The organism is Micromonospora sp. CNZ297, assembly GCF_007827625.1.
Genome location: NZ_VISU01000004.1, coordinates 181,642 through 207,756 on the forward strand (window position 1 = coordinate 181,642; position 26,115 = coordinate 207,756).

Below are 26,115 nucleotides of genomic sequence, written 5' to 3' on the forward strand. Positions count from 1 at the left end.
CACCCCGCCCCGCCCGGTGGGGTGGGGGCGGTCAGCCGGCCAGGTGGTTCCAGCGGGGTTCCAGGTCGGTCCAGGTGCCCTGGTCGGCGACAGTGCCGTCGATCAGCACCACCACGTGGTCGGCCCGGACCAGGGCGGCCCGCTTCGCGGTCGAGCCGACTACAGTCACCCCGTGCTCGCGCAGCGCCGCCCACAGCGCCAGCTCCGTGCTGACGTCCAGCGCCGACGACACGTCGTCGGCCACCAGCAGCTCGGTACGCGGCGCGAGCGCCCGGGCCAGCGCCAGCCGCTGGAGCTGACCGCCGGACAACCGGGTTCCCTTGTGCCCGATCAGCAGCCCGAGCCCGCCCCCGGCCGCGGCCAGGTCGTGTTCGAGCTGGGCGGTCGAGACCGCTCCGGCGGCGTCCACCTGGTGGCCGAGCGCGATGTTGTCGGCCACCGTGCCGGAGAGCACCCGGGGTAGCTGGCCCACGTACCCGACCTGGTTGGGGCGCAGGAACATCTCCGGCTCGGTGACCGGGTCACCGTTCCAGCGCAGCTCGCCGACGTGGTGCACGATCCCGGCGAGCGCGCGCAGCAGCGACGACTTGCCGGACCCGACCGGGCCGACGACCAGCACCAGTTGCCCGCGCTCGACCACCAGATCGACGTCACGGACGGCGAGCATGCCGTCGGAGTGCAGCGCGCCGAAGCCGGACAGCTCCAGGCGGCACAGCGGATGCCGGGGCGGCGGCTCGGGCGCGGGCGCGGTGCCCGCGACCAGATCGAGGCCGGGCACCGGCGCCGCGTACACGGCCTCGCCGGTCATCGCCACCGTCCGCTTGGTCCACACCCGCGCCGACGGGTGCTGCGACACCAGTGACGCGGTGGTCCACGCGAACCAGCGGGCCGCGCCCAGGGTGGACACGGCCACCAGTGTGGCACCCGCCGACAGCTCACCGGCCAGGTAGAGCGCCCACGCGCCGATCGGCAGCAGGCCGCTGGCGACCGACGGGGTGGACCGGGCCCACACCTGCATGGCGATCTCGCGTCGCTGCCGCTCGCTGCGTACCTCGTCCAGCCGGGCGAGGTGGCGCAGCACCGGGCGGGTGGCGCCGGCCAGCTTGACCGTACGGGCGGCGGACAACGCGGACACCAGCGCGGTGGCGAACGCGGCGCGCGCCTTCACCGTCCCTGCCGCGGTGCGTTCCAGCCGCGGCCCGAACAGCGTCGCCGCCAGCCCGGACACCACCATCGTGCCGACGAAGAACATCGCCGGTACGAGACTGCCCGTCACCAGCGTCATGGCGACCACGATGACCAGCGAGATGAACTGGTCCATCAGGTTGTCGGCCAGGTGCACCACCCGGTCGGTGTCGCCGCCCTGGGCCACCACCTCGGCCGGGGTGTGCCCGCTGACCCGGCGCGCGCCGGTCTGCCCGTGCACCAGCCGGGCGCTGATCCGCAGCATCTGCCGGATCCACCACTGCGGGAACCACAGGTTCGTCAGGTACGGCAGCGGCAGCACCACCAGCAGCGCGGCCACGATGCCCAGCGCCGGCAGCCACGGGTCGCCGCCGCCGACCAGGTCGGCCCAGAGCCAGGGCAGCACCGCGCCGTCCAGGCCGAGCACCGTCATCACGACGAACAGGCCGACCGAGAGCAGGCCGTACCGCGGATCGTTGGTGCCCAGCCGGAAGATCTCCCGCATGGTCCGCGCGGGCGGCGAGGGCGGCGCCGGTGGCGGATCGGTGCGCGGCACGGCGGCCGGCCGCGTCGAGGGCGCGGCCGGTGTGGCGGGCGCGTCGTCCCAGGCGGGCGCGTCGAGCAGGTCCACGCCGCCGCGCCGGGAACCCACCCCGGCGTACGCCCCGGCGTGGCTGGTGGCGAGCAGCTCGGCGAAGCGGGCCGACTCGCGCAGCGGGCCGGCCTCCAGCACCGCGCCGTCGGCCATCACGACCACCTCGTCGCAGCGGCGCACCGAGGAGAGCCGGTGCGCGATGACGATGCCGATCCGGTCGGTGAGCAGCCGTTCGGTGGCCTCTCGTACGCGGTTCTCGGTGACCGGGTCGAGCCGCGCGGTGGCCTCGTCGAGGATCACCACGTGCGGGTCGCGGACCAGGATGCGGGCGAACGCGACGAGTTGTTCCTGCCCGGCGGAGAGCACGTAGCCGCCGTCGCCGAGCCGGGTGTGCACGCCGTCGGGCAGTTCGGCGATCCAGCCGGCCAGGCCCAGTTCGGCCAGCGCCCGCTCGGCCGCGTCCAGCAGCTCCGGATCGAACAGCGCCACGTTCTCGGCGAGCGTGCCGGCCAGGATCTCGGTGCGCTGCGGCACCACGGCGATCCACCGGCGCAGTTCCTCCACGTCCAGGTCGACCAGGTCGGTGCCGCCGAGGAACACCGTGCCGCGCGGTACCTCCACCGCCCGGGTCAGCACCTTGGCCAGCGTCGACTTGCCCGAGCCGGTCCGCCCGACGAGCGCGTACGAGCGCCCGCGGACGAAGTCGAGGTGGACGTCGCGCAGCGCCGGACCGCGGTCGTCCCCGCCGGACGGGTAGCGGTAGGTGAGCCCGCGCACGGTCAGGTCGCCGTCGACCGGGGTGTCGCCGCCGTCCGGCTCCTGCGGCGATCCGGCGAGCAGTTGCACCCGGCCCCAGGCGCCGAACGCCTGTTGCAGGTGCGGCACCCAGCGGGCGATCTGCTCGACGGTCGCGCCGAACGCGACGGCCAGCAGCCAGATCGCGGTGAGCCGCGCGGCGTCCACCCGGCCGGTGGACAGCGCCCACGCGCCGCCCAGCACCACGCCCGCGACGCCGAGCCCGACCGCGCCGGCGGCGACCGCGGTGACCCGCGCGGAGAGCCGGAAGACCCGGCCGCACCGGGCGATCACCTCGGCCGCGCGGCGGGCGTAGAGGCGCAGCACGTACGGCCGGGCGAGGCTGGTGCGCACGTCGTCCTGCCCGTGCACCGCCTCCTCCATCACTGCGGCGAGGTCGGACCACGCCTCCTCCTCGGCCATCCGGGCCGGGGCGATCCGGGCGGTCGGGCGGCGCAGCGTCACCGCGAGCAGGGAGGTGAGCACGATCATGCCGACACCGGCGGGCCACCAGACGATCAGCGCGCTCACCGTCGCGAGGACACAGACCGCGAGGCCCTGCGCCAGCCGTACGCCGGTGTTCCGCATCTCGGCGGCGACCTGGTAGACGTCGTTGTCGATCCGGTCGAGCAGTTCGCCGACCGGCGTGGTCTCCAGGGTGGGCAGGTCCTGGCCGAGCGCGACCCGGCAGAGCCGCCGCCGCACGTCGGCCGACCAGTCGGCGGTGAGCCGGGCCATGATCAGGCCGATCAGCAGGTCGGTGACGACAGCGGCGACGAGCGCCACCGCGAGCGCGACGAACCACCCGGACGAGCGGTGCACCAGCACCGGCCCGGCCAGCGCGGAGGCGGCCGCCTGGCCGGCGGCGCCGAGCACGATCAGCAGCAGGACCGCCGTCATCCGCCGGGGCGCCGTGGCCCAGAGATCTCGGAGCAGGCGCATGGAAGGTCCTCCGGACTCGGATCGGTGGGGGCGGTGCCCTCACCCTCACCCTTCCGGCGGCCCGGAATCAACCGAATTACCGACCGCTGGTCAGGTCCGGGCGACCCGCCGGACGATGCCGAGCAGCGACTCCTGCACCTCGTCGATCGGCCGCTCCGGCGAGAAGACCAGCCAGTCCACTGCTACCACCAGCCCGACGCCGAACAGCGCCGAACTGGCGGTACGCACGTCCAGGTCGGCGGGCAGGTCGCCGCTGTCCACGCCGGCCTTCACCGTGTCGGCGATCACCGCGACGGCCTCGCCGCGCAGCAGCCGCAGCGTCTGCTGCCACTCCCTGTTGGTCCGCCACATCTCCGAGAGCAGGAGCTGGGCGAAGGCGCGGTAGCGGCGGATGTACTCCAGCTGGGCGCGGACCAGCGCGCCGAGCGCCTCCAGCGGCGGCAGCCCATCGACGGCGGCCCGGAACTCGGCGGTGAGCAGGCCGATGCCGTGCCGCAGCAGCTCCTCGAACAGGACGGTCTTGGACTCGAAGTTGTAGTAGACGGTCCCCTTCGCCACACCGGCGCGGGCCGCGATGTCGTCCACAGTGGTGGCCGAGAAGCCCTGCTCGGCGATGAGGTCCACCGCCGCCACGAAGAGCCGCTGGCGGGTGTCCTCGCGCCGGCGCGTCCGTCCGTCCGTCACCGGCTCATCCTCACATGGTCAGTTCGGGGTGCAGCTTGGCCGGGGTCAGGCGGCGGGACCGGCGGGTCGCGCCGACGGTGAGCGCCATGGCGCCCAGCCCGAACGCGAGCAGCACCAGCGCGGCGGTGACCACCGGGGCGGTCGTACCGCCGTTGACGGTGTGCCGCAGGCCGTCCACCACGTACGTCATCGGCAGCCAGGGGTGGATCGCCTGGAAGAAGCCGGGCGAGGTCTGCACCGGGTAGGTGCCGCCGGACGAGGTGAGCTGGAGCATCAGCAGCGCCAGCGCGGCCAGCCGCCCGGCCGGGCCGAGCGCCACGCCGAGCAGTTGCATGATCGCGGTGAACGCCAGCGAGGTGAGGGCGAGCAGACCGAACGTGGCCGGTCCGTGCCGCGGGTCGAGCCCGAGCCCGAGCGTCACCACCGTGTAGAGCACAGTGACCTGGGCCAGGCCGATGCCCGCGGCCGGGAGCCACCCGGCGAGCACGACCCGCCAGCCGGGGGCGCCGGACATCACGTGCCGCCGGTTGACCGGCCGCAACAGCATGTACGTGATCATCGCGCCGACCCAGAGCGCCAGCGACAGGAAGTACGGGGCGAAGCCGACGCCGTACGAGCCGGCCGGGTTCTGCGAGTCGCGGATCAGGCCGACCGGGTCGCCGAGCACGCCGGCGCGGGTGGCCGCGTCGTCGTACCCGGGTAGTTTCCGCTCCCCGGCGGCGAGCCCGTCGGCGAGGTCGCCGGCGCCGCCCTCCAGCCGGGTCAGCCCGTCGACCAGGCGGTTGCTGCCGCTGCCGAGCTGGGCCAGGCCGCCGTCGAGCTGGCGGGCGCCGGTGGCGAGCCGGTAGAGGCCGCCGCGCAACTGGTCGGCGCCGGTCGACGCGTCGCCCAGCCCGTCGCGGAGCTTGGCGCTGCCCTGCGCCAGCGTGGTGAGCCCACCGGCCAGCTCGTTGACCTTCGCGCGGGCGGAGGCGACGTCGTCGGCCAGGTGCGGCGCGGCGGCGGCCACCTCGCGGGCGGTCTTCGCCACGTCGGTCATCTGCTTGCGCAACGTGGCCATGTCGGTCTTGTCCAGCGCGGCCACCACTGAGCGGGCCTGCGTGACGGCCCGGTCGGCGGCCTTGCGGGCGGCGGCGAAGTCCGGGTCGTCGGCCAGTTCGGGGTGTTCCTTCGCGACCGCGTCGAGCCGGCCGCTGACCTCCTCGGCGGTCGCGACCACCTCGGCGGCCTTGCCGGGTAGCGCGTCCAGCCCGGCGGCGAGCTGCTGCGCGCCGTCGGCGACGAGCGTGGCCGCCTTCTCGATCTTGTCGGCGTTGCGGCGCAGCACCGGCTCGTACCTGTCGGCGGCGGCGTTCACGGTCGCGGCCGCGGCCTTGGTCTCGGTGGCGGCGCGCCCGGCGCCGTCGGCGAGCTGGGCGGCGCCGGTCCGCAGCTGGTCGAGGCCCTTGGCGAGCTTGTCCGCGCCCTGGACCGTCTGGTTGAGTCCACCGGCGAGCTGACCGGCGCCGTCCTCGGCGTCACCGAGCCCGTCGGCGATCTTTCCCGCACCCTGCTGGGAGCTGCCGAGCCCGTCGGCGATCTTCCCGGCGCCGTCGGCGGCGCGGCCGGTCTCGGCCTTGGCGTCGGTGAAGCCGATCAGCATCTTGTCGAAGTACGTGGCAGCGGTGCTCTGCGCGGCGGCCGCCCGGATCTCGCTGAACGCCGACCGGGCGAGCAGCCCGGAGAGGTAGTTGGTGGCGTCGTCGTTGACGACCTTCAGCTCGCCCTGCCGGGCCGGGCGGTCCGGTTCCGGGCCGGCGGCGAGGGTGGCGGAGAAGTCCTCCGGGATGGAGAAGACCAGGTGGTAGCGCCCGTCGCGCAGCCCTTTGGTGGCGTCGGCCTGGTCGGTCACGGTCCAGCCGAACACCTTGCGGTCGAGCAGCTTCTCGGTGAGGTCGCGGCCGGCGTGCACCTCGCTGCCGTCGCCGGCGGTGGCCGGGCGGTCGGCGTTGACAAGCGCGACCGGGATCCGGTCCATCTTCCCGTAGGGATCCCAGAACGCGTACAGGTAGAGCGCGCCGTAGAGCAGCGGGACGATGGTGAGCACTGCCAGGGCGGCGCGCGGCAGCCGGCCCCGGGTCATCCGGCGCAGCTCGAACAGGGCCAGTCGCAGGACGCTCATGCGGACACCTCGGTGGGCACGGTCAGGGCGGGGACGGGCAGGGCCGGGTCGCCGATGCGGTGCACGGTGGCGGTCACCCCGGGTTCGACGGCGCGGGCGCTGGCGACCACCGCGTACCCCTGGTCGGCGAGGCGTTCCAGCGCGCCCCACATCCACTCCCGCTCGGGCCGGTCGGCGCCGGCGTCCACGTCGTCGGCGACGATCAGGCTGGGGCCACCGAGGCTGGCGAGCACGAGCCCGAGCACCTGCCGCTCGACCGGGGTGAGGTCGCGGCCGTACCGGTCGGGGTCCAGGGGCGCGTCGGTGAGTCCGGCGCCGGCGATGGCTGCGGCGTAGGCGTCGCGGCGGTAGGCCCGGCGGGCCCGGACCGCTGCCACCGGGACCAGCCGGCGCCGGCGGCGGGGCACCGGGCCGAGCAGCAGCAGGCGTTCGGTGATGTGTTCGGCGACGGTGAGCGTCGGGTCGGGTTCGTGCACGCCCGCGACCTGGCCGAGCGCGGCCGGGCCGCGGCGGCGCAGCTCGCCGTGGTTGTGCGGGAAGCGCCCGGCCAGCGCGAGCAGCAGCGAGGTGCGTCCGCTGCCGGGCGGGCCGGTGACGGCGTGCAGCTCACCGCTCGCGGCGGTGAGGTCGACGTCCCGGTAGACCCAGCCCCGGCGGGTGCGCAGACCCAGGCCGACGGCCTCGACGATGTTCATCAGGACCCCGAATTCCGAACTGACTGGTCAGTATAAAAACATGCCCAGCATAGCGCCGGGTGTCCGGTTCGGGACGTCTGGCGGGAGTGATCCTCAGAACAGCACTGTGGCGAGCGTGCCGACCGGGCGGAAGCCGCAGCGCTCGTAGACCCGGCGGGCGGGCAGGTTGAAGTCGTTGACGTACAGGCTCACTGTGGGCGCGACCCGTTCCAGCGCGTCGCGGACCACTGCTGCCATCGCGGCGGCGGCGATGCCCCGGCCACGCCACTCGGGCGCCACCCAGACGCCCTGCACCTGCGCGGTCCGGCGGGTCACCACTGCCAGCTCCGCCTTGAAGACCACCCGCCCGTCGACGAAACGGGCGTAGGCGCGGCCGGCGCGCACCAGCTCGGTCACCCGCCGCCGGTAGCCGCGCCCGCCGTCCTCGGCCAGCGGCGACACCCCGACCTCCTCGGTGTACATCGCCACCGCCGCCGGGAACAGCAGGTCGACCTCGCTGCCGCGCACCCGCCGCACGTGCGGGTCGGGCGCCACGGCGGGCAGCGCGTCCGTCGCCAGCAGCGGCTGGTTCGGGCGTACGTCCCGAGCCGGCCCCCAGTGCGCGGAGAGGCGGTCCCAGAGCCCGAGCACCGCGTCGGCGCGGCCGACGATCGAGGAACAGAGCCGCTCCTCGGCGCTCAACTGGTCGGCGAACGCGGTCACCGCCGACTCGGACGCGAGCACCGGGGTCAGGTTGCCGCCCAGCCAGCAGATCGACTCCAGGTGCCGGCGGGAGCCGTACCCGAGGATCCGCGCCTCGGCCCGCCACCAGGCCAGCCCGCGCGCCGCCACCCGCTCGGCGACCTGCGCACCGGCGTACGGGTCGAGGTCGAGCAGCCGCTCGACCGCGCGGCGCTCCGACTCCCCCAGTTGGCGTACCGGCATGGTGAGCACGGCTACCAGCCTGCCAGATCCACCCCGGCGTGCGCGGGCCGACCGGGCACCTGCCGCACGGCGCTCAGCCGGCCGGCACCGGCACCGGTTCGGGTGCGGGCGGCCGGGTCCGGGCGGCCCATCGCACCACAGGCGGCACCATTGCGCCGAGCAGCAGGAACACCACGCCGAGCACCAGCCAACCGGGCACGCCCCAGCCGATCGCGAGCGTGGTCACGACCACCGGGGCGACCATCGAGCCGAGTTGCATGCCCATCCCGTACGCGCCCTGGTACTGCCCGTGTGCGTGCGCCGGGGCCAGGCCGAAGGAGATGCCCCAGCCGGCCGCCGCGTGCCACAACTCCCCCACGACGTGCACCAGCGCTCCGGCCAGCAGCAGCGGCACCGCCACCGCCACCGGTACACCGCCCCCTGCGGCGAACAGCGCGCAGGCGGCAGCGAGCAGGACACCGGCCCGGCGGGCGGCCCGGCCCGCGCCGGTCAGGTCCTCGGTGCCCCGCGAGGCGCGGACCTGGAACAGGATCACCACCACGGTGTTGACGAGCAGGCAGACGGAGATCAGCCAGTTCGGCGCGCTGGTGTGCCCGGCGATCCACAGCGGCAGGGCGATGTTGATCAGCGAGAAGTGCATGGACATGAGCCCGTCCAGGACGGTGAAGGCGAGGAACGGGCGGTCCCGCAGCGCGATCAGCCGCGGCCCGTGCGCCGGGGCGGGCATCGGCGGCACCGGCGGGAGCCGCAGCAGCACCGCCGCCGCCAGCACGTAGGTGGCGGCGTCGAGCAGGATCAGCGTGACGTACGCGGCGCGGGTGTCGGCGGCGAGCGCGAACCCGGCCAGCACCGTGCCCACCGAGATCCCGACGTTGGTGACAGCGCGCAGGTAGGCGCGGGTGCGGACCCGCTGGTCGGGCGGGACGGCGCCGGCGATCAGCGCACCGCGGGCGCCCCGGGTGCCCGCGTCGGCGACCGCCATCAGCACGCCGACGACCAGGAAGCCGGTGAACGAGCGCACCGTGACCAGCGCGGCCGTGCACCCGGCCGAGGCGAGCAACGCGGCCATCTGGAGCCCGCGCGGGCCGAGGCGGTCGGCGAGGTAGCCCATCGGCGTGCTCGCCACCAGGCTGACCAGCGCGGTGAGCGTGAGCGCCACACCGACCTGGGTCACCGAGAGCCCGACCGACCGGGTGAGGAACAGCGCGCTGGCGGTGAGCCAGGTGCCCCGCCCGACGGTGTTGACGAGCGTGGAGAGGGCGAGGGTCCGGGACGGGCCCGGTTCGGGAAGCAGGCGCACACCGGCACCCTAACAGTACGTACGTACGGTTTTCAGCCCGGTTACGTGACGTCTTGTCGGCGATGCATTGCCGATATATCGTTGATGCATCAGTGATACGACGACAGAAGGAGAGCCCTGATGGGTTTCCATCGACGCATGCACGCCATGCACGACGAGATGCGCCGCCGTGGCGGTTTCGGCTTCCCGCCCGTACCCCCGGGTCCGCCGCCCTTCTCCCCCGGACCCCACGGCCACGGGCGGGGCCGGGGCGGGCGCGGACGCGGCCGGCGGCCGAACGTGCGCGGGGCCGTGCTGGCCCTGCTCACCGAACGGCCGATGCACGGCTACGAGATGATCCAGGAGATCGACTCCCGCACCGGCGGGGCCTGGCGGCCCAGCCCCGGCTCGATCTACCCGACGCTGCAACTGCTGGAGGACGAGGGGCTCATCGCGACGGCCCCCGACTCCGAGGGCGGGCGCAAGCGGTTCGCGCTGACCGAGGCGGGCCAGGCCGAGGCGGCCGGCGCGGCGCAGGCCCCGCCCTGGGCGGAGTTCGCCGAGCAGACCGTCAACAGCTGGCACGACATCCGCGACGCCGGGGCGCAGGCCATGCAGGCGCTGCGGCAGGTCATGACCACCGGCACCGACGACCAGCGCGCCCGTGCCGCCCAGGTGCTCGACGAGACCCGGCGCAAGCTCTACGCCATCCTCGCCGAGTCCGAGTGAGCACCGCCGCCGGAACGGCACGCCGGCCGGACGACGACCGGCGTGCCGTCAGGCGCGGCGCGCGGTGACGAGCAGGTACTCCCAGCGCATCACGCCACCGTCCAGGTGCCGGGCGGCCAGGTCGGTCAGAGCCCGGTCGAGCCCGGCCGTACGCTCCGGATCGCCGGCGTTCGCCCGGTAGACCGCCACAGTGGGCCCGTAACGGGTCGCGAAGAACTCCCGGAACTCCCCCGGCGTGGCGAACCGGTCCACCACCACGGCGTCACGCGCCGACGTGAACGCGTCGACCCGGTCGCCGAACAACTCCCGGACATGGTCCTCGTCGCCCCAGAGCGGGGGCGGCTGCGCGCCCGGCGGCGGTGGCGGCGCGTACGGCCGCATGGCCGCGAACAACTGGCCCACGAAGCCCTCCGGAGTCCAGTTGACCAGCCCGATCGTCCCGCCCGGCCGGCACACCCGCAGCACCTCGTCGGCTGCGGCCCGGTGCCGGGGCGCGAACATCACGCCCACACACGACAGCACCGCGTCGAACGCGGCGTCCGCGTACGGCAGCGCCTCCGCGTCCGCCTCCTCCCAGGTCAGCGTCAAGCCCTCCCGCTCGGCCTCCGCCCGCCCGATCGCCAGCAACTCCGGGGTGAGGTCGCCGGCCACCACCTCCGCACCGGCCCGGGCCGCGGGCAGAGCCGCGTTGCCGGTCCCGGCCGCCACGTCCAGCACCCGCATGCCCGGCGCCACCCCGGCGGCCCGGACCAGCGTCGCCCCCAGCTCCGGGATCACCTGCGCGGCCACGGCGGCGTAGTCCCCCATCGCCCACATCGCGCGGTGCCGGGCCTTCACCGCGGCGTCCTGTTCCCGTTCCTCGATCATCGGTCGCTCCTCACCTGTCGTCCCTGCACAGGACGCTAGGCAGCGGACGACCCGGCCCCCAGTACGAGATCTGTACCGCTCCCGACAGGCGGCTGGCCGGGGTGGCGGGCCGCGCGTAGCGTGCCCGCCATGGGGGCCTCCTACCACCAGTTCTGCCCCGTGGCGAAGGCCATGGAACTGCTCGACGAGCGGTGGACCCTGCTCGTGGTCCGGGAGCTGGTCAGCGGCTCGGAACGCTTCAACGAGCTGCGCCGGGGCCTGCCCCGGATGTCGCCCACGCTGCTGTCCCGCCGGCTGCACCAGCTCGTCCGCGCCGGGGTGGTGGAGCGGCGCGTCGACGGCGCCGACGTGCGCTACGTCCCGACCGCCGCCGGACGCGAGCTGCGGCCCGTGGTGGAGGCGCTCGGCGCCTGGGGCGTGCGCTGGATCGGCGAGCTGGGCGACGCCGACCTGGACCCGAAGCTGCTGCTGTGGGACATGCACCGCCACGTCGACCACGACGCTGTTCCGCCGGGGCGTACCGTCGTGCGGTTCCGCTTCCGGGACGTGCCCACGACGCAGCGCGACTGGTGGATGGTGATCGCCGCGGGCGAGGCCGACGTCTGCGACAGCGACCCCGGGCACGACGTGACGGTGACCGTCACGGCGGACCTGCGCGCCCTGGTCCAGGTCTGGATGGGCGACCTGGAGTGGGCCGCGGCGCTGCGCGGCGGCGCGGTGGAGGTGGCCGGACCGGAGGCGTTGCGGCGCGCCGCGCCCGGCTGGTTCACCCTCTCCCCCTTCGCCGCCGTGCCCCGGCCCTGAGACGGCGCGTGCGGCCGCCCCCTGCCGGGGACGGCCGCACGACGACGCGAAAAGCAGATCAGTGCACTGTGACTGTGGCGCCGCCCGGCACCAGGTCACGCAGTTCCTCGGGAATCTCGGCGCCCATCTCGTCGGCGATCCGCAGCGCCTCCTCGATCAGCGTCTCCACGATCTGCGCCTCGGGCACGGTCTTGACGACCTTGCCCTTGACGAAGATCTGGCCCTTGCCGTTGCCCGAGGCCACACCCAGGTCGGCCTCGCGGGCCTCGCCCGGACCGTTCACCACGCAGCCCATGACCGCGACACGCAGCGGCACCGGCAGGCCCTCCAGCCCGGCGGTGACCTCCTCGGCCAGCTTGTAGACGTCGACCTGCGCCCGCCCGCAGGACGGGCAGGAGACGATCTCCAGGCCGCGCTCGCGCAGGCCCAGCGACTCCAGGATCGCGTTGCCGACCTTGATCTCCTCGACCGGCGGGGCGGACAGCGAGACCCGGATGGTGTCGCCGATCCCCTCGGCCAGCAGCGCGCCGAACGCCACCGCCGACTTGATCGTGCCCTGGAACGCCGGGCCGGCCTCGGTGACACCGAGGTGCAGCGGGTAGTCGCACTTCTCGGCCAGCAGCCGGTACGCGCGGATCATCACCACCGGATCGTTGTGCTTCACCGAGATCTTGATGTCCCGGAAGCCGTGCTCCTCGAACAGCGAGCACTCCCACAGCGCCGACTCCACCAGCGCCTCGGCGGTGGCCTTGCCGTACTTGGCCAGCAGGCGCTTGTCCAGCGAGCCGGCGTTGACGCCGATCCGGATCGGCACGCCCGCGTCGCCGGCGGCCCGCGCGATCTCCTTGACCTTGTCGTCGAACTGCCGGATGTTGCCCGGGTTCACCCGAACCGCGGCGCAGCCGGCGTCGATCGCCGCGAAGACGTACTTCGGCTGGAAGTGGATGTCGGCGATCACCGGGATCTGCGACTTCTTGGCGATCGCGGGCAGCGCCTCCACGTCGTCCTGCGACGGCACGGCGACCCGGACGATCTGGCAGCCGGACGCGGTCAGCTCGGCGATCTGCTGGAGCGTGGCGTTGACGTCGGCGGTGAGGGTGGTGGTCATGGACTGCACCGAGACCGGCGCGCCACCACCGACCGGCACCGAACCGACCATGATCTGGCGGCTGGCCCGGCGCGGGGCCAGCGGCGGCGGCGGTACGGGGGGCATACCGAGACTGACAGCGGTCACTTCAGGCACTCACCTTGAGAAGAGCGTGATGGGGTTGATGACATCAGCGGTGACTGTGAGCAGCGTGAACGCGCCGCCGATCAGGATCACCGCGTACGTGAACGGCATGAGTTTGAGGTAGTCGACGCGGCCCGGATCGGCGCGGCCGATGCGTGCGTAGAGCCAGGACCGCGCCCGTTCGAACCAGGCGATGGCGATGTGGCCGCCGTCCAGCGGGAGCAGCGGCAGCAGGTTGAACACGCCGATGAAGAAGTTCAGCGACACGAACAGCATGAAGAACACCAGCCAGGCGTTGTTCTCCACGGCCTCGCCGCCGAGCCGGCTGGCGCCGACCACGCTGATCGGGGTGTCCACGTCGCGCTCGCCGCCGGTGATCGCGTTCCACAGCGCGGGCACCTTCTGCGGGATGCGCTGCATGGCGTGCGCGGTCTGCACGGCCATGGTGCCGGTGAAGTCGGCGGTGGCGCCGAACGCGGCGACCGGGCCGTACTCGACCCGGGTCGGGGTGCTGGGCGAGAGCGCCACACCGAGCGCGGAGACCGCCGAGGCGGCGCCCTTCGGGTCGCCCAGCGGCGGACGCTGCACCGAGGCCAGGTCGACCCGCGCCTCGGCCGGCTTGCCGTCACGCACGTAGGCGACGGTGGCCGTGCCGGGCGGGGTGGCCCGGACCACGTCGAGCATGTCGCCCCAGGTGGAGACCGGCTTGCCGTTCACCGCGGTGATCCGGTCGCCGTCCTTGAGCTGGGCCTTCTCGGCCGGGCTGGCCGGGTCGCCGGACTCGCAGGCGCGGGCCGCGTTCTCCACCACCACGCACGGCGCGATGGCGATCACCGCCGGCTCGGCCCGGAAGCCGGCCTCGGTGCTGGGGAACTTCGGGTTCGGCAGCCCCACCGACACCGCGATGATCCAGAGCGCGATCAGGGCCAGGGCGAAGTGGGTGATCGAGCCCGCGGACATCACGATCGTCCGCTTCCACACCGGGTAGCGCCACATGGCGCGCTTCTCGTCCCCCGGCTCGACGTCGTCGTCCTGCGGTGTCATGCCGACGATCTTGCAGAAGCCGCCGAGCGGGATGCCCTTGATGCCGTACTCGGTCTCGCCCCGCTTGAACGACCAGAGCGTCGGGCCGAAGCCGACGAAGTAGCGGGTGACCTTCATCCCGAACGCCTTGGCGGTGAGCATGTGCCCCGCCTCGTGCAGGCTCACCGAGATGAGGATCGCCAGGGCGAACAGCACCACCCCGAGCAGATAGCTCATCGAGCTCCTTCCACCGACCCGACGATGATCTCCTGGGCGTGCGCCCGTGCCCACGACTCGGCGGCGAGCACGTCCTCGACGGTACCTGGTTCGTCGAAATCGGGAGCGTCCTCCAGCACCCGCTGGAGGGTGTCGACGATGCCGAGGAACGGCAGCCGGCCCGCGACGAACGCGGCCACGCACTCCTCGTTCGCCGCGTTGTAGATCGCCGGGCGGCAGCGCCCGGCCTCCCCCGCCGCCTTGGCCAGCGCGACAGCCGGGAACGCCGCGTCGTCGAGCGGGAAGAACTCCCACGTGTGTGCGGTGGTCCAGTCGACAGCCGCGGCGGCGCCGGGTACGCGGTCCGGCCAGCCGATACCCAGCGCGATGGGCAGTCGCATGTCCGGCGGGCTGGCCTGGGCGAGCGTGGACCCGTCGGTGAACTCGACCATCGAGTGGATCACCGACTGCGGGTGGACCATCACCTCGATGTCGGCGTACGGCACGTCGAACAGCTCGTGCGCCTCGATCACCTCCAGCGCCTTGTTGACCATCGTGGCGGAGTTGATCGTGACGACCGGGCCCATGTTCCAGGTCGGGTGTGCCAGCGCCTGCTCCGGCGTGACGGCGGTCAGCTCGTCACGCCGCCGCCCCCGGAACGGGCCGCCGCTGGCGGTGACCACCAGCCGCCGCACCTCGCCCCGGGCGCCGCCGCGCAGGCACTGCGCCAGCGCCGAGTGTTCGGAGTCCACCGGGACGATCTGCCCCGGGTGCGTCACCGCGGCCCTGACCAGCGGGCCGCCGGCCACCAGGGACTCCTTGTTGGCGAGCGCGAGGGTACGACCGGCGTGCAGCGCGGCCAGCGTCGGCGGCAGGCCCAGCGAGCCGACCACGCCGTTGAGCACCACGTCGCACGGCCACTGCGCCAGCTCGGTCATCGCGTCCGGCCCGGCCACGATCTTGGGCAGCTTGAAGTCGCCGGTGGCCCAGCCACGCCGGCTCGCCTCGGCGTAGAACGCGAGCTGAAGATCCTGCGCGGCGGACGCGCGGGCCACACCGACCGCCTCCACGCCCAGCTCCAGCGCCTGCGCGGCGAGCAACTCCACGTTGCCGCCACCCGCGCCGAGGGCCACCACCCGGAAGCGGTCCGGGTTGCGCTTGACGATGTCGATGGCCTGGGTGCCGATCGAGCCGGTCGAGCCGAGCAGCACGAGATCTCGGGGAGTGGTCACCGGACCATTGTTCCCCAGCGCCTCACCCCGGTTCGTCCCGGAGTGCCCGGCGGCATGATCGACTCCACTTCGCCGAGGTGGCGGCATCAGGGTTGCCGCGATGCCGCCACTTCGGCGAACCGGTGTCGATCACGCCTGCGGCGCCTCCTCGTCGAGCAGGTCGGCCGGGTCGACGCTGAACTCGACCTTCGGGCCGTTGGTCTCCGGTAGGAGATCGAGAGCGAGCTGCCCGGTCCAGGGCTCGTCGTGCCAGCGGAGCACGTCGAACGACGGCTCGGCGGGCTGCGGTGCCGGCTCGGGCGCGAATGCGGCCTGGGCCATCGGGCTCACCCCCTCAGCGGGTGATCGTGCTACCCCTCACCTAGCGGCGCTGCCCCGATCCGCCCTGCTCGCACACGTTGTCCGTCCCCACCGCCACTCCCGTTGATCATGAGGTTGGCGGCGTCGGCGGTCCGATTTGTCGCCGCCAACCTCATGATCGCCGGGGCGGGGGCAGCTCCGCCGAACGGTCAGGCGGGGCGCTCCAGGACGAAGGTCTCCAGCTCGACGCCGCCGTACCAGTCGGTGCGCACACCCGCCTGCGTCATGCCGAGGCGCCGGGCCACCGCCATCGACGGGTCGTTCCCGGTCATCACCACCGCGTACACCCTCGGGGTGCCGGCGGCGAACTCGCGCTTCAGCACCGCGCGGGCCGCCTCGGTGGCGTAGCCGCGGCCCTGGGCGTCGGGGTGCAGGTGCCAGCCGACCTCGATGTCATCGGTGAGAGTGACGCCGTCGCGTCCCGGTAGCGGTTTGAGCAGGATGCTCCCCGCCACCGGCCCGCCGTCGCGCGGCTCGATCGCCCACAGGCCCCACCGGCCGCCGTACGGCGTCCAGCGTTCGTGCCACATCCGGACCCGCTCGCGCGCCTCGGACGGGTCGGTCATCCGCCCTTTGCCGCCGCCCAGCCAGCGCATCACCTCGTCCCGGGAGTAGATGTCATAGATCCGGGCCAGGTCGTCCGGCGACTCGGTCCAGTCCCGGAGCACCAGCCGGTCGGTCGTGGCGATCGTCATGCCGCCGGATCGTAATGCGTGGCGCGGGGGCGTACGGGGAACGAGAGGGCGATGGGCGACGGGTGGGCACGGACCAAGCGGATCACGGCGGCGGCGTTCCGGCCGGTCCGCGGTCGCGACCTGTCGCTGCACGCCGCCGCGATCACCTTCTACGGCGCGATCGCCGTGGTGCCGGTGGCGCTGCTGGCGATCTGGCTGACCGGGCTGCTCGCCGGGGCGGACCGGGTACGGCGGCTGACCGGGTACGCGATCGACACGCTGCCCACCGAGATCGGCGCCCACCGGGCGGCGGCCGCGCTCGTCGAGGCCGGTCTGGGGCTGACCCCGCTGCTGGCGCTGGCCTCGCTGCTGCCGGCTTCGCTCTACGGCGAAGGGCTGCGCCGCGCGTTCGTCTCGGTGGCCGAGCCGCGCGCCGAGTCCGGCGCGCTGGTCGGCTGGCGGGGCCGCCTGCTGCTGCTCCCGCTGCTGGCGCCGGCCCCGGCGCTGCTGCTGTCGATCCTGCTCGGGCTGCCGCTGACCACCCGGCTGGTACGCCAGGGCGGCTGGGTCGGCGCGCTCGGCGTGGTGCTGTCGTTCCTGGCGGTGTGGCTGGTGCTCACACCGGTGCTGATCTGGGTGTTCCGGGTGGTCGGCCCGGCTTCCCCGGACTGGCTCGCCACCGTGGCCCTGGGCTCGTTCACCGCGGCGAACCTGTCCGGCTTCCTGCACGGCTTCGTGCTGTTCTGCTCGCTGCCGCTGGACCTGGGCGTGCCGTTCGGCGGGTTCGACGAGATCGGCGGCGGCGTGGCGGTGCTGCTCTGGCTGTACCTGTTCCACGTGATCGTGCTGTCCGGCTACTCGGCCACGCTGGCGGCGAGCCGCTGGCGGGCCACCCGGGAGGCGGCCCGCGCCTGACGGCGGGAGGTCAGCGCCGGAACGGGCCGCGCACCTCGTACGTGATGCCGCCGGTGCCGGCCCGGGCGCCGCTGGTGCCGCGCTGCGAGGAGAAGTAGAGCCGGCTGCCGTCCGGCGAGAACGCCGGCCCGGTGATCTCCGACTCGGACTGCCCGAGCAGCCGCAGGAACGGCGTCACCACACCGGCCGGTGTGATCACGTTGATCTCCATGTTGCCGCCGTCCTCGGCCACGTAGAGGTCACCGCCGGCGGTGCCGGTGATGTTGTCGACGCCGGTCAGCGGCGCGGCCCCGGCCGGCACCAGCGAGTCGTCGTACGCGAGGTCGAGCCGCTGGTTCACCGCGTCGTACGCCCACACCCGGTTGTCGCCCTTGGTGGTGAACCAGCAGGTGTCGTCGGCGTACCAGCAGCCCTCGCCGCCGTCGAACGTCTGCGCCGCGGCCACCTGGTAGCGGGTGGGCACCGGGAACCCGTCGCGGTCCGGCAGGTCCCGCCAGGTCACCGGGCCGGTCACCTGGCCGTCCGGGGCGCAGAGCACCTGCACCCGGCCGGTGCGCAGGTCGCCCCAGGTGTCCGGGACGAACCGGTAGAAGCAGCCGTCGCCCTCGTCCTCGGTCAGGTAGACCACCCGCCGCTGCGGGTCGCAGGCCGCCGCCTCGTGCTTGAAGCGGCCCATCCGGGTCCGCTCCTCACCGGCCCGGCCGCCCTCCGGCCAGGTCTCGAAGACGCGGCCCAGCGGCACCTCCTCGCAGGACAGCCACGTCCCCCACGGGGTCGGTCCGCCCGCGCAGTTGACGTTCGTGCCGCCGAGGATCCGGTACGCGGCGGCGATCGCGCCGTCGGCGGCGAACCGCACCGCCGAGGCGCCGCCGACGAGCGGCACCTCCGAGTTGGAGACGTAGATCCAGCCGTCGCCGGCCGGGAAGCAGGCGCCGCCGTCGGGCGCCGGGTGCCAGGTGTACGAGGTGCCCGCGACCCGCTGACCGGAACGCGCGATCACCCGGCTGGTGAAGCCGGCCGGCAACTGGAGGCCGTTGGCGTCGGCGGCCAGCAGGTCGCCGTACGGGCCGGGGCCGGGCTGGGCGGGCTGGGCCGGGGCGGCCGCGGCGGCCCAGAGACCACCGGCGAGAGCGGCGGCGCCACCGGCGGCTGTGGCGCGCAGGACGGTACGACGATCCATCGGGGATTACCTCCCGGAGGCGGTGGGTGTCCCGTCGACGGTAGGACGAAAATGCATCGACAACTGCCACTATAGGGTGAACGCGGGGTGACGGCCGTCCGGCGTCAGAGGCCTTCGACGTACCGCTTCGCGTCGGCGAGCGACATGTGCGTGTGCTCCCGCACCACCTTGATCGCCTGGATCTTCTTGCCCCGGTACAGCAGCCGCGTGGCCTCGGCCCGCACCGCGTCGTCGACACCCTTTCCGGGGGCCGGCGGGCCGGGCGACCAGGTTCCGCCGGCCGCCAGCGCGTCCACCGCCCGCTTCGCGTCCAGCAGCGACAGCCCGGTCTGCTCGCGCAGCACCTTGACCGCCTCGACCGTACGCCCCGCGCGGGCCAGCCGGAGCACCTCGGCCTGCCCGTCGCCGGCCGGGCGATCAGGGGCGACCAGGTCCCGGGGACGGTCGCGCCGCAGCACGAGCAGGAGCAGGAGCACCACCACGACGAGCGCCACCGCGAGCGCGATCTGAACAGCCGGGGACATGCCCGGAACGGTAGCGCCCCGCCGCGAACCCTCCCGTCCGGGACGGGCCGCCGCTACGCTCCGCGGCATGAGCGAACGCACCGAGCGAAGCGAGGGCCGTGAGCGCATGCCCAGCCCGCACTCCATGAGCGACGCCAGTGAGCTGCCGTCCCGCGCCGACGTCGTGGTGGTCGGCGCCGGACACAACGGCCTGGTCTCGGCGATCCTGCTGGCCCGCGCCGGCCTGGACGTGCTGGTGCTGGAGGCGTCAGCGGTGATCGGCGGGGCGACCCGCACCGAGAACCCGTTCCCGAAGGTGCCGGGGCTGCGTCACTCCACCGGGTCGTACCTGCTCGGGCTGATGCCGCCGGAGCTGCTGGCCACGCTCGACGTGACCATCCCGGTGCTGCGCCGCGACCCGCACTACTTCCTGCCCACGCCGGGCGGGCTCGGCTCGCCGTACCTGCTGGCCGGCAGCGACGTGGCGGCGAGCCGGCGGCAGCTCGCGGAGATGTTCTCCCCCGCCGACGTCGCAGCCGACGACGCGCTGCACGCCGAGCTGGCCCAGCTGCGGGAGGATCTCGCCCCGGCGTGGCTGGCCGAGCCGCTGCCGGTCGAGGAGACCGCCGAACGCTACGTGCGGCCCGCGCTGCGGCAGGTCTTCGTCGACCTGGTACGCGGCTCTGTCGCCGACCACCTGGCCCGCTTCGATTTCCGCTCCGAGCTGCTGGTCAGCATGTACGCGGTCACCGACGGCCTGTCCGGGCTCAACGCCGGCCCGGACGATTCTGGAACGGGTCACAACTTCCTGGTGCACAACATGTGCCGGCTGCCGGGCGCGGACGGCACCTGGATGATCACCCGGGGCGGCATGGGCACGGTGTCCCGCACGTTCGCCGAGGCCGCCGTGCGCGCCGGGGCGCGGATCGTGGCCGACGCGCCGGTCACAGCGATCCGGCTGGCCTCCGGTGCCGCCGCCGGGGTGACGCTCGCCGACGGGCGGGAGGTGGACGCCTCCGTGGTGCTCGGCGCCTGTGACCCGTACCGGCTGATGGAGCTGCTGCCCGACGGCGCGCTCCCGGCCGAGCTGGGCGCGCGGATGGCGGCGGTCCGCCGACCCGGCACCACGCTCAAGCTCAACCTGGCGCTGACCGGGCTGCCGCGCTTCTCCTGCCTGCCGGACGACGCGCCGAGCCCGTTCGGGTCGACCATCCACCTGCTGCCCGGCTCGGCCTCACTCGTCGGCGACGGCGGCGAGTCGCCGATGGCGGCGCTGCGCGGCATGTGGGCGGACGTGCGGGCCGGGCGGCTGCCGGAGGAGCCGACGATCGAGTGGTACCTGCACACCACAGTCGACCCGTCGCTGTCCGACGACGCGGGGCACCACTCGTCGGCCCTGTTCGTGCAGTCGGTCCCCTACGAGCTGGCCGGCACCACCTGGGAGGCGGCGCTGCCCGGCTACGTGGAGCGGCTGATCGCGATCTGCGAGCGGTACGCCCCGGGCGCCGGTGACCTGGTCGCGGACGCGGTGCCGCTGCCGCCGCCCGGCATCGAGGCGCACTTCGGCATCACCGGCGGGCACATCCACCACGTCGACAACACGGTGTCGTTCACCGACCGGATGCCGTACGCCACGGGGGTGGACGGCGTGTACGCGGGCAGCGCCGGCTGCCACCCGGCGGGCAGCGTGATCGGCGCGGCCGGGCACAACGCGGCCCGCCGCATCCTCGCCGAGATGTAAGGAAGGGCCCCTTATTAACGCCTCCGGTAGAGGAAGGGCCCCTTCTTAACAACCGCCTCAACAACCGCTCACGGCGTCTCGGGCGCCTCCTGGCCGGCGGGCGGGAGGTCGCCCGGCCCGCGCACCAGGTAGACGCCGACCAGCAGCAGGTACGCCAGCAGGCTCAGCACCGGGTCGACGAACACGATCGCGAACGCGATGAGGTAGAGCAGCGGCCCGAGGCGGAACCGGCGGGCCACGGCCCGCGCCAGCCTCGGGTCCAAACCCGGTTGCAGCAGCCCGCGGCGGCGCGCCCACCACCAGCTCAGGTTGAAGAACAGCGCCTCACCGAGCACCACGCCCGCGTACAGCGCGGCGGTCAGCCGCTGGTCGCCGACGGTGCCGCGCAGGTTGTCCGCGAGCAGGTCCGCGGTGAACGGGATCGCCGCCACGAACATCAGCAGCAGCAGGTTCAGCACCAGCAGCATCTGGTCGACCCGGCGGACGTAACGCCACATGTTGTGGTGGGTCAGCCAGACCTGGCCGACGATGGCGAACGTGATCACGTACGCCAGGTAGGCGCGCCACTCGTGCAGCAGGGCGGCCGGCAGCCCGTCGTCCTGCGGCGTGTCCGGGTCGAACGACAGCAGCTCGACGGCCATCAGGGTGAGCACGATGGCGATCACCGCGTCGCTGAACGCCTCCACCCGGGAGGCGTCGCGCGCCATCTCGTTGCCGCGCCCGAACCGGTACGCCGGTTCCCTGTCCGCACCCGTCACGCCGCCCCCCTCACGACAGATGGTCGCGTGCCGGGGACGGCGGACGGGGCGGAACTCGTCAGATGGCCGCTTCCCCGGCCGGCGCCGGGGTCTCCGCGTCGGCGCGGTGCGCGCGGATCTTGTGCCCGACGCTGGTCAGGCAGCGCCCGCTGGCCAGGTCGAACTTCCAGCCGTGCAGCTGGCAGGTGAGCTGGTCGCCGTCGACGATGCCGAACCGGCTCAAGTCCGCCTTCAGGTGCGGGCAGCGCCGCTGCACCACCCAGCCGTCGAGCGTGATGTCCTCGGCGTCGACCGCCCGCTCGTGCTCGTCGTACCAGCCCTCGGCGTACTGGAGGCGCTCCTCGGACAGGCACTTGAAGAAGGCGTAGACGAACTCGTTGTACTGGCCGATGCGGGCCGCGGAGAAACGGCAGGACAGGAAGAGGGAGTTGACCCAGTCCACCTCGCCGATGTGCAGCAGGTGCTCGATCAGCGCCCGCTCGGTACGGAACCGGTAGCGGACCTTCTCGTCCGCGTACGGCCGGACCTCCTTGCCGGGGAAGTCCACGACGATGGATTCGACGCTCTCGCCGTCGTAGCCGACCAGGTCGAAGCGGACCGGCCCGCCGACGCCCTTGGCCAGGTAGATCGACTCGTCGAGCAGCGGCTCGACCCGGCGCTTCATCTCGCCGAGCACGTCGACCTCGGGGTGCCGCCAGGACGCCTTCTCGGCCTCGATGACGCCGCGCTTGCGCTCCCGCATCTCCTCCAGGTGGGCGACCTTGTTCGCGAAGAACTCCTCCACCGGCACCGGGTGGGTGGTGGTCGCGCCCTCGGTGGTGATCTCCGAGACGCTGCCCGGCAGCAACACGATGCCGTTGGTGCCGCCGACCTTGGCGTACTCGGCGAGGAACACCGACTGGTCGGGGAAGATGTTGCCCTCGTCGCCGAAGATGTCGTTGAACTGCCACAGCTCGTCGTCGAGGAAGCACGGCGGGCCGGCGATCGGGAAGACGTGGTCGGCCTTCAGGTCGTCGATGTAGCGCCAGGTGCGGTCGAACTGCCGGTCCCGCTTCTGCTTGCCGAACGCGGTCTTCGCCGCCTGCGGCAGCTCGTAGACCATCGGGTACCAGATCGCGCCGGAGAACTGGAGCATGTGCGCGTGCACGTGGCCCAGCTCGGCGAACACGCTGAGGTCGGTCGGGCGGGCGTCGTTCTGGTTGAGCAGCCGGACGCCGTCGTACTCGACCCAGAGCGAGGAGTCGCCGATCGGGCCGTCGGTCGGGCTGGTCAGCGCCTGGATCATGATCTTCAGGCCGCCGGGCAGCTCCACGACCTGCTCGTTCGGGGCCTTGAGGAACTTGGTGAAGCCCAGCTCCCGGAACTCGTCCTCCATCTCCGAGGTGGGGAACTCGGGCAGCAGGACGGTGGCGTCCTTCGACACGAAGTCACGCAGGTGCTTCGCGTCGAAGTGGTCCCGGTGCAGGTGCGACACGTACAGGTAGTCGACCTGGCCGAGGGTCGCCCAGTCGAGCAGGGAGTTGTCCGGGAAGGGGAACCACGAGGCGAAGTAGGCGGGGTTGACCCACGGGTCGCACAGGATGCTGCCCGCGGCCGTGTCGATCCGCATGCTGGCATGCCCTGTACCGGTCACTCGCACCGCAGTCCTCCTCAAAAAGGCATCAAGGTGTACGTCAAGACGCTACCGGAGGCAGTGTGCTCGCCGTCCCGCGACGCCGGTAGTGGCCAACCGCCCCCACCGGTACGGGACCAACGACCCGGGCCGTGCCGCCCGCCCGCTGTCGCCCGCCCGGGTCATCCCCGGCACAGGAGGTCGGACCCTGCGCCGGGCCCGGTTCGGGCCGTGCCAGACTGATCGGAGATCCGATCGCGAGGGAAGGACCGACAGTGGCAGGAGACGAGCCGGTAACCGCGCCAGATCAGCACAAGCCCGGACACCGCAAGTCCGGACGGATCGGTGCGGTGCTGTCGGCGGTGGCTTTGGTACTGATGGCGCTCTGCGGGATCGAGGAGGGCCGGGTGGAGCACATCTGGCTGTTCGGGATCGCCGGACTGCTGATCGCCATCGTCATCGGCGACGCCGTGCTGCGCCGCAACGGCCTGCGGTCCTGACGCGCGGCGCCCACGGTAGTGCGCGAAGGGCCCGCCCCCTCGCCGGGGGGCGGGCCCTTCGTCGTCTCGGGAGGCGGGGTCAGCGGCCGAGCAGGATGTCCTGCACGTCCTTGAGCGCGGCGTCGACCTCGGCCTCGAAGTAGCCACCGGGCACCAGCCCGAAGCGCAGCGTGTCGAGTTCCTTGGGGTTCACCGGCATCGGGTTGCGCCCCTGCATGCCGCCGAGCAGCGTCTCGAAGAACCGGTCGACCTGGTCCGGGTCGTACCCGCTGCCGAACCGCCGGACCTGGAAGCTGCGCCGGATCTGGTCGACCCGGTGCAGGTCGCTGCCGGGCGGGCCGGCCATCGGCGGCCCCACCATCGGCGGACCGGCGACCGGCGGGCTCACGAGCGGCGGGCCGGTCATCGAGGGGCCCGGGCCGTAGCCCTGGTCCGGCGGCCCGTAACCCGGGTCCGGCGGGCCGTAGCCGGGCTCCGGTGCGCCGTAACCCTGCTGCGGCAGCGCCGGCGGGCCACCGGGGCCACGACCGCGCAGCTCACGCTCGGGCATGCGGATCTCGGCGGTCATGTCGGCACGGGCACGCCGGCCGGCCTCGAACCCGTCGAAGCGCTCCTCCTGGCCGTACCCACCGGGGCCGCTGTCCGGCGGACCGTAGCCGCCCGGGCCGTTGTCCGGCGGGCCGTACCCACCGGGGCCGTTGTCCGGCGGCCCGTAGCCACCAGGGCCGGGCGGCAGGCCGCGCGAGGGCGGGCCGCCGTGCCCCATCGGCGCGCCCGGGCCCATCGGGCCGGGGCCACCCGGGCCGCGGGGGCCGTCGTAGCCACCGCGCGGGCCGTCGTAGCCACCGGCGAACGCGCCGGTCGGCTCGTCGTAGCGGTTGCCGTAGCGGTCGGCGGGCGGGCCGGGCTGGGCGGGCATCTGCCGGGGCGGCATCGGCGGCTGCGGCACCGGCGACATGCCCCGGTCGTCGCGCATCGGCGGGCCGAGCCGGTCGGCCATCCGCGGGTCGCCACCGCGCCCGGCCGGTGCGCCACCGCGCTCCTCCAGCTCGGCGAGCTGGCGCTCGACCCGGTCGAGGTGCAGGTCGACCTGCCACTCGTCGTAGCCGTTGAACCGGACCCGGAAGACGACGTCGTGGACCTCCTGGGAGGCCACGGGCGCGCCGATCGGCTGGCCGTCGAGTGTCGCCTCGACCCGGTCCAGGAAGGCATCGACCTCGTCGACCTTGTAGCCCCGGCGGAGCGCCTTACGCCGGAAACGCTGACCCTGACTCGCCACTATGTCTCCTGGTCTCGTACCGCTACGCCGTTGCCGCGCGTGAGTCGCCGTCCGTGTCCCCGGCGGCGGCGAGCTGCCCACAGGCCCCGTCGATCTCGCGTCCCCGGGTGTCGCGCACCGTGGTCGACACCCCGGCGTCGCGCAACCGCCGGACGAACTCCCGCTCGACCGGCTTCGGGCTGGCGTCCCAGCGGCTGCCCGGAGTCGGGTTGAGCGGGATCAGGTTCACGTGGGCCAGCTTGCCGGCCAGTAGCCGCCCGAGCAGATCGGCTCTCCACGGCTGATCGTTCACGTCCTTGATCATCGCGTATTCGATGGACACGCGACGCCCCGTCGTGGCCGCGTAGTCCCACGCCGCGTCCAGCACCTCGGACACCTTCCAGCGCTGGTTGACCGGGACGAGTTCGTCGCGCAGCTCATCATCGGGGGCGTGCAGCGACAACGCAAGGGTCACCGAGAGGTCTTCGCTGGCCAGTCGGCGGATCGCCGGCACCAGACCGACGGTCGAGACGGTGATGTGCCGCTGCGACAGGCCCAGCCCCTCCGGCGCCGGGGCCACCAGCCGGCGGATCGCCGCCACCACCCGCGAGTAGTTCGCGAGCGGCTCGCCCATGCCCATGAACACCACGTGCGACAGCCGCGGCGGCGAACCGGCCACGACGCCGGACGCGGCCACCCCGGCCAGGTAGACCGCCTGGTCGACGATCTCGGCGGTGGACAGGTTGCGGGTCAGCCCGGCCTGGCCGGTGGCGCAGAACGGGCAGGCCATGCCGCAGCCGGCCTGGCTGGAGATGCAGACGGTCACCCGGTCCGGGTAGCCCATCAGCACGCTCTCCACCAGCGAGCCGTCGTGCAGCCGCCAGAGCGCCTTGCGGGTCGCGCCGTCGTCGCAGGCCAGCTCGCGGACCGGGGTCAGCAGCGTGGGCAGCAGCTCGCCCGCCAGCCGCTCCCGGGTCGCCGCCGGCAGGTCGGTCATCCGCTCCGGGTCGCGTACCAGGCGGCCGAAGTAGTGGTTGGAGACCTGCTTGGCGCGGAACGCGGGCTCACCCAGCTCGGCGACGAGCGCCTGCCGGCCCGGCAGGTCCAGGTCGGCGAGGTGGCGGGGAGGCATCGAGGGCCGGCGGCCGCGGGCGTCGGGGTCTACGGAGATCAGCGGAAGACTCGTCATGGCGCGTCCAGTCTGACACGCTCCCGCCCGGACGCACCCGTCCGTACGTGTCGAATCGCCCCC

23 protein-coding genes are annotated in these 26,115 nt (G+C 73.5%); 5 read left to right on the forward strand and 18 right to left on the reverse strand.

Annotated features, from left to right (window positions below; translation table 11 throughout):
- Positions 1-31: 31 nt before the first annotated feature.
- From FB454_RS09720 to FB454_RS09745, 6 genes are all read right to left on the reverse strand, one after another.
- The gene (locus FB454_RS09720; RefSeq protein ID WP_145753134.1) at positions 32-3,517 is read right to left on the reverse strand and encodes an ABC transporter ATP-binding protein; all 3,486 of its coding nucleotides are present in this window, start codon (positions 3,515-3,517) and stop codon (positions 32-34) included.
- Positions 3,518-3,607: 90 nt separating this feature from the next.
- Positions 3,608-4,201 carry a TetR/AcrR family transcriptional regulator gene (locus FB454_RS09725; RefSeq protein ID WP_013284631.1) on the reverse strand — a complete coding sequence of 198 codons (594 nt, stop codon included), beginning with the start codon at positions 4,199-4,201 and terminating at the stop codon, positions 3,608-3,610.
- A gap of 10 nt (positions 4,202-4,211) precedes the next feature.
- Positions 4,212-6,362 carry a YhgE/Pip family protein gene (locus FB454_RS09730; protein WP_145753136.1) on the reverse strand — a complete coding sequence of 717 codons (2,151 nt, stop codon included), beginning with the start codon at positions 6,360-6,362 and terminating at the stop codon, positions 4,212-4,214.
- A complete protein-coding gene (locus tag FB454_RS09735; protein WP_013284629.1) occupies positions 6,359-7,057 on the reverse strand; it encodes an ATP-binding cassette domain-containing protein in 699 nt (232 codons plus the stop codon). The genes FB454_RS09730 and FB454_RS09735 overlap by 4 nt, the downstream gene beginning before the upstream one ends.
- A gap of 93 nt (positions 7,058-7,150) precedes the next feature.
- On the reverse strand, positions 7,151-7,990 hold the full coding sequence (locus tag FB454_RS09740; RefSeq protein WP_030269880.1) for a GNAT family N-acetyltransferase: 840 nt from the start codon (positions 7,988-7,990) through the stop codon (positions 7,151-7,153).
- A gap of 64 nt (positions 7,991-8,054) precedes the next feature.
- On the reverse strand, positions 8,055-9,281 hold the full coding sequence (locus FB454_RS09745; RefSeq protein ID WP_145753138.1) for an MFS transporter: 1,227 nt from the start codon (positions 9,279-9,281) through the stop codon (positions 8,055-8,057).
- 120 nt (positions 9,282-9,401) lie between these two features.
- Between FB454_RS09745 and FB454_RS09750 the strand changes: the two genes are divergently transcribed.
- Positions 9,402-9,989 (forward strand): PadR family transcriptional regulator, encoded by a 588-nt coding sequence (locus FB454_RS09750; protein ID WP_013474406.1) that lies wholly within the window; start codon positions 9,402-9,404, stop codon positions 9,987-9,989.
- A 48-nt stretch (positions 9,990-10,037) separates the two neighbouring features.
- On the opposite strand, the gene FB454_RS09755 is transcribed toward FB454_RS09750, so the two are convergent.
- Entirely contained in the window at positions 10,038-10,856 is an 819-nt protein-coding gene (locus tag FB454_RS09755; protein WP_145753140.1) for a class I SAM-dependent methyltransferase, read from the reverse strand.
- Between the two features lie 129 nt (positions 10,857-10,985).
- Between FB454_RS09755 and FB454_RS09760 the strand changes: the two genes are divergently transcribed.
- On the forward strand, positions 10,986-11,660 hold the full coding sequence (locus tag FB454_RS09760; protein ID WP_013474404.1) for a winged helix-turn-helix transcriptional regulator: 675 nt from the start codon (positions 10,986-10,988) through the stop codon (positions 11,658-11,660).
- A gap of 58 nt (positions 11,661-11,718) precedes the next feature.
- Here FB454_RS09760 and ispG read toward each other — a convergent pair whose 3' ends face one another.
- The 5 genes from ispG to FB454_RS09785 all read right to left on the reverse strand — a co-directional run bounded on the left by ispG (position 11,719) and on the right by FB454_RS09785 (position 16,417).
- On the reverse strand, positions 11,719-12,894 hold the full coding sequence (gene ispG / locus FB454_RS09765; RefSeq protein ID WP_013474403.1) for a flavodoxin-dependent (E)-4-hydroxy-3-methylbut-2-enyl-diphosphate synthase: 1,176 nt from the start codon (positions 12,892-12,894) through the stop codon (positions 11,719-11,721).
- A 9-nt stretch (positions 12,895-12,903) separates the two neighbouring features.
- A complete protein-coding gene (locus FB454_RS09770) occupies positions 12,904-14,151 on the reverse strand; it encodes a M50 family metallopeptidase (RefSeq protein WP_013284622.1) in 1,248 nt (415 codons plus the stop codon).
- Positions 14,148-15,362: a 1-deoxy-D-xylulose-5-phosphate reductoisomerase gene (gene dxr / locus FB454_RS09775; RefSeq protein WP_071096366.1), complete on the reverse strand. Its 1,215-nt coding sequence runs from the start codon at positions 15,360-15,362 to the stop codon at positions 14,148-14,150. Before dxr ends, FB454_RS09770 begins: the two co-directional genes overlap by 4 nt.
- 129 nt (positions 15,363-15,491) lie before the next feature.
- On the reverse strand, positions 15,492-15,683 hold the full coding sequence (locus FB454_RS09780; protein ID WP_145822847.1) for a hypothetical protein: 192 nt from the start codon (positions 15,681-15,683) through the stop codon (positions 15,492-15,494).
- Between the two features lie 188 nt (positions 15,684-15,871).
- A complete protein-coding gene (locus FB454_RS09785; protein WP_145822848.1) occupies positions 15,872-16,417 on the reverse strand; it encodes a GNAT family N-acetyltransferase in 546 nt (181 codons plus the stop codon).
- 51 nt (positions 16,418-16,468) lie between these two features.
- Here FB454_RS09785 and FB454_RS09790 point away from each other — a divergent pair, with 51 nt between their 5' ends.
- Entirely contained in the window at positions 16,469-17,311 is an 843-nt protein-coding gene (locus FB454_RS09790; RefSeq protein ID WP_145822849.1) for a YhjD/YihY/BrkB family envelope integrity protein, read from the forward strand.
- A 10-nt stretch (positions 17,312-17,321) separates the two neighbouring features.
- On the opposite strand, the gene FB454_RS09795 is transcribed toward FB454_RS09790, so the two are convergent.
- Together FB454_RS09795 and FB454_RS09800 are read right to left on the reverse strand one after the other, a co-directional pair.
- Positions 17,322-18,491, reverse strand: coding sequence for an alkaline phosphatase PhoX (locus FB454_RS09795; RefSeq protein ID WP_145822850.1), 1,170 nt, complete (start codon positions 18,489-18,491; stop codon positions 17,322-17,324).
- 104 nt (positions 18,492-18,595) lie between these two features.
- On the reverse strand, positions 18,596-19,015 hold the full coding sequence (locus tag FB454_RS09800) for a 50S ribosomal protein L7/L12 (protein WP_145822851.1): 420 nt from the start codon (positions 19,013-19,015) through the stop codon (positions 18,596-18,598).
- Positions 19,016-19,139: 124 nt separating this feature from the next.
- On the opposite strand from FB454_RS09800, the gene FB454_RS09805 reads away from it, so the two are divergent.
- Entirely contained in the window at positions 19,140-20,735 is a 1,596-nt protein-coding gene (locus tag FB454_RS09805) for a phytoene desaturase family protein (protein WP_145822895.1), read from the forward strand.
- A 68-nt stretch (positions 20,736-20,803) separates the two neighbouring features.
- Here the strand turns inward: FB454_RS09805 and FB454_RS09810 are convergent, their stop codons facing one another.
- Together FB454_RS09810 and FB454_RS09815 are read right to left on the reverse strand one after the other, a co-directional pair.
- Positions 20,804-21,442: a TMEM175 family protein gene (locus FB454_RS09810; RefSeq protein WP_049794868.1), complete on the reverse strand. Its 639-nt coding sequence runs from the start codon at positions 21,440-21,442 to the stop codon at positions 20,804-20,806.
- A gap of 109 nt (positions 21,443-21,551) precedes the next feature.
- Positions 21,552-23,132, reverse strand: coding sequence for a Rieske 2Fe-2S domain-containing protein (locus FB454_RS09815; protein WP_145753146.1), 1,581 nt, complete (start codon positions 23,130-23,132; stop codon positions 21,552-21,554).
- Positions 23,133-23,380: 248 nt separating this feature from the next.
- On the opposite strand from FB454_RS09815, the gene FB454_RS09820 reads away from it, so the two are divergent.
- On the forward strand, positions 23,381-23,605 hold the full coding sequence (locus tag FB454_RS09820; RefSeq protein WP_013284612.1) for a hypothetical protein: 225 nt from the start codon (positions 23,381-23,383) through the stop codon (positions 23,603-23,605).
- 79 nt (positions 23,606-23,684) lie between these two features.
- On the opposite strand, the gene FB454_RS09825 is transcribed toward FB454_RS09820, so the two are convergent.
- Together FB454_RS09825 and rlmN are read right to left on the reverse strand one after the other, a co-directional pair.
- Entirely contained in the window at positions 23,685-24,884 is a 1,200-nt protein-coding gene (locus FB454_RS09825) for a DivIVA domain-containing protein (RefSeq protein ID WP_145822852.1), read from the reverse strand.
- Positions 24,885-24,906: 22 nt separating this feature from the next.
- Positions 24,907-26,052, reverse strand: coding sequence for a dual-specificity RNA methyltransferase RlmN (rlmN, locus tag FB454_RS09830; protein WP_013284610.1), 1,146 nt, complete (start codon positions 26,050-26,052; stop codon positions 24,907-24,909).
- Between the last annotated feature and the right edge of the window lie 63 nt (positions 26,053-26,115).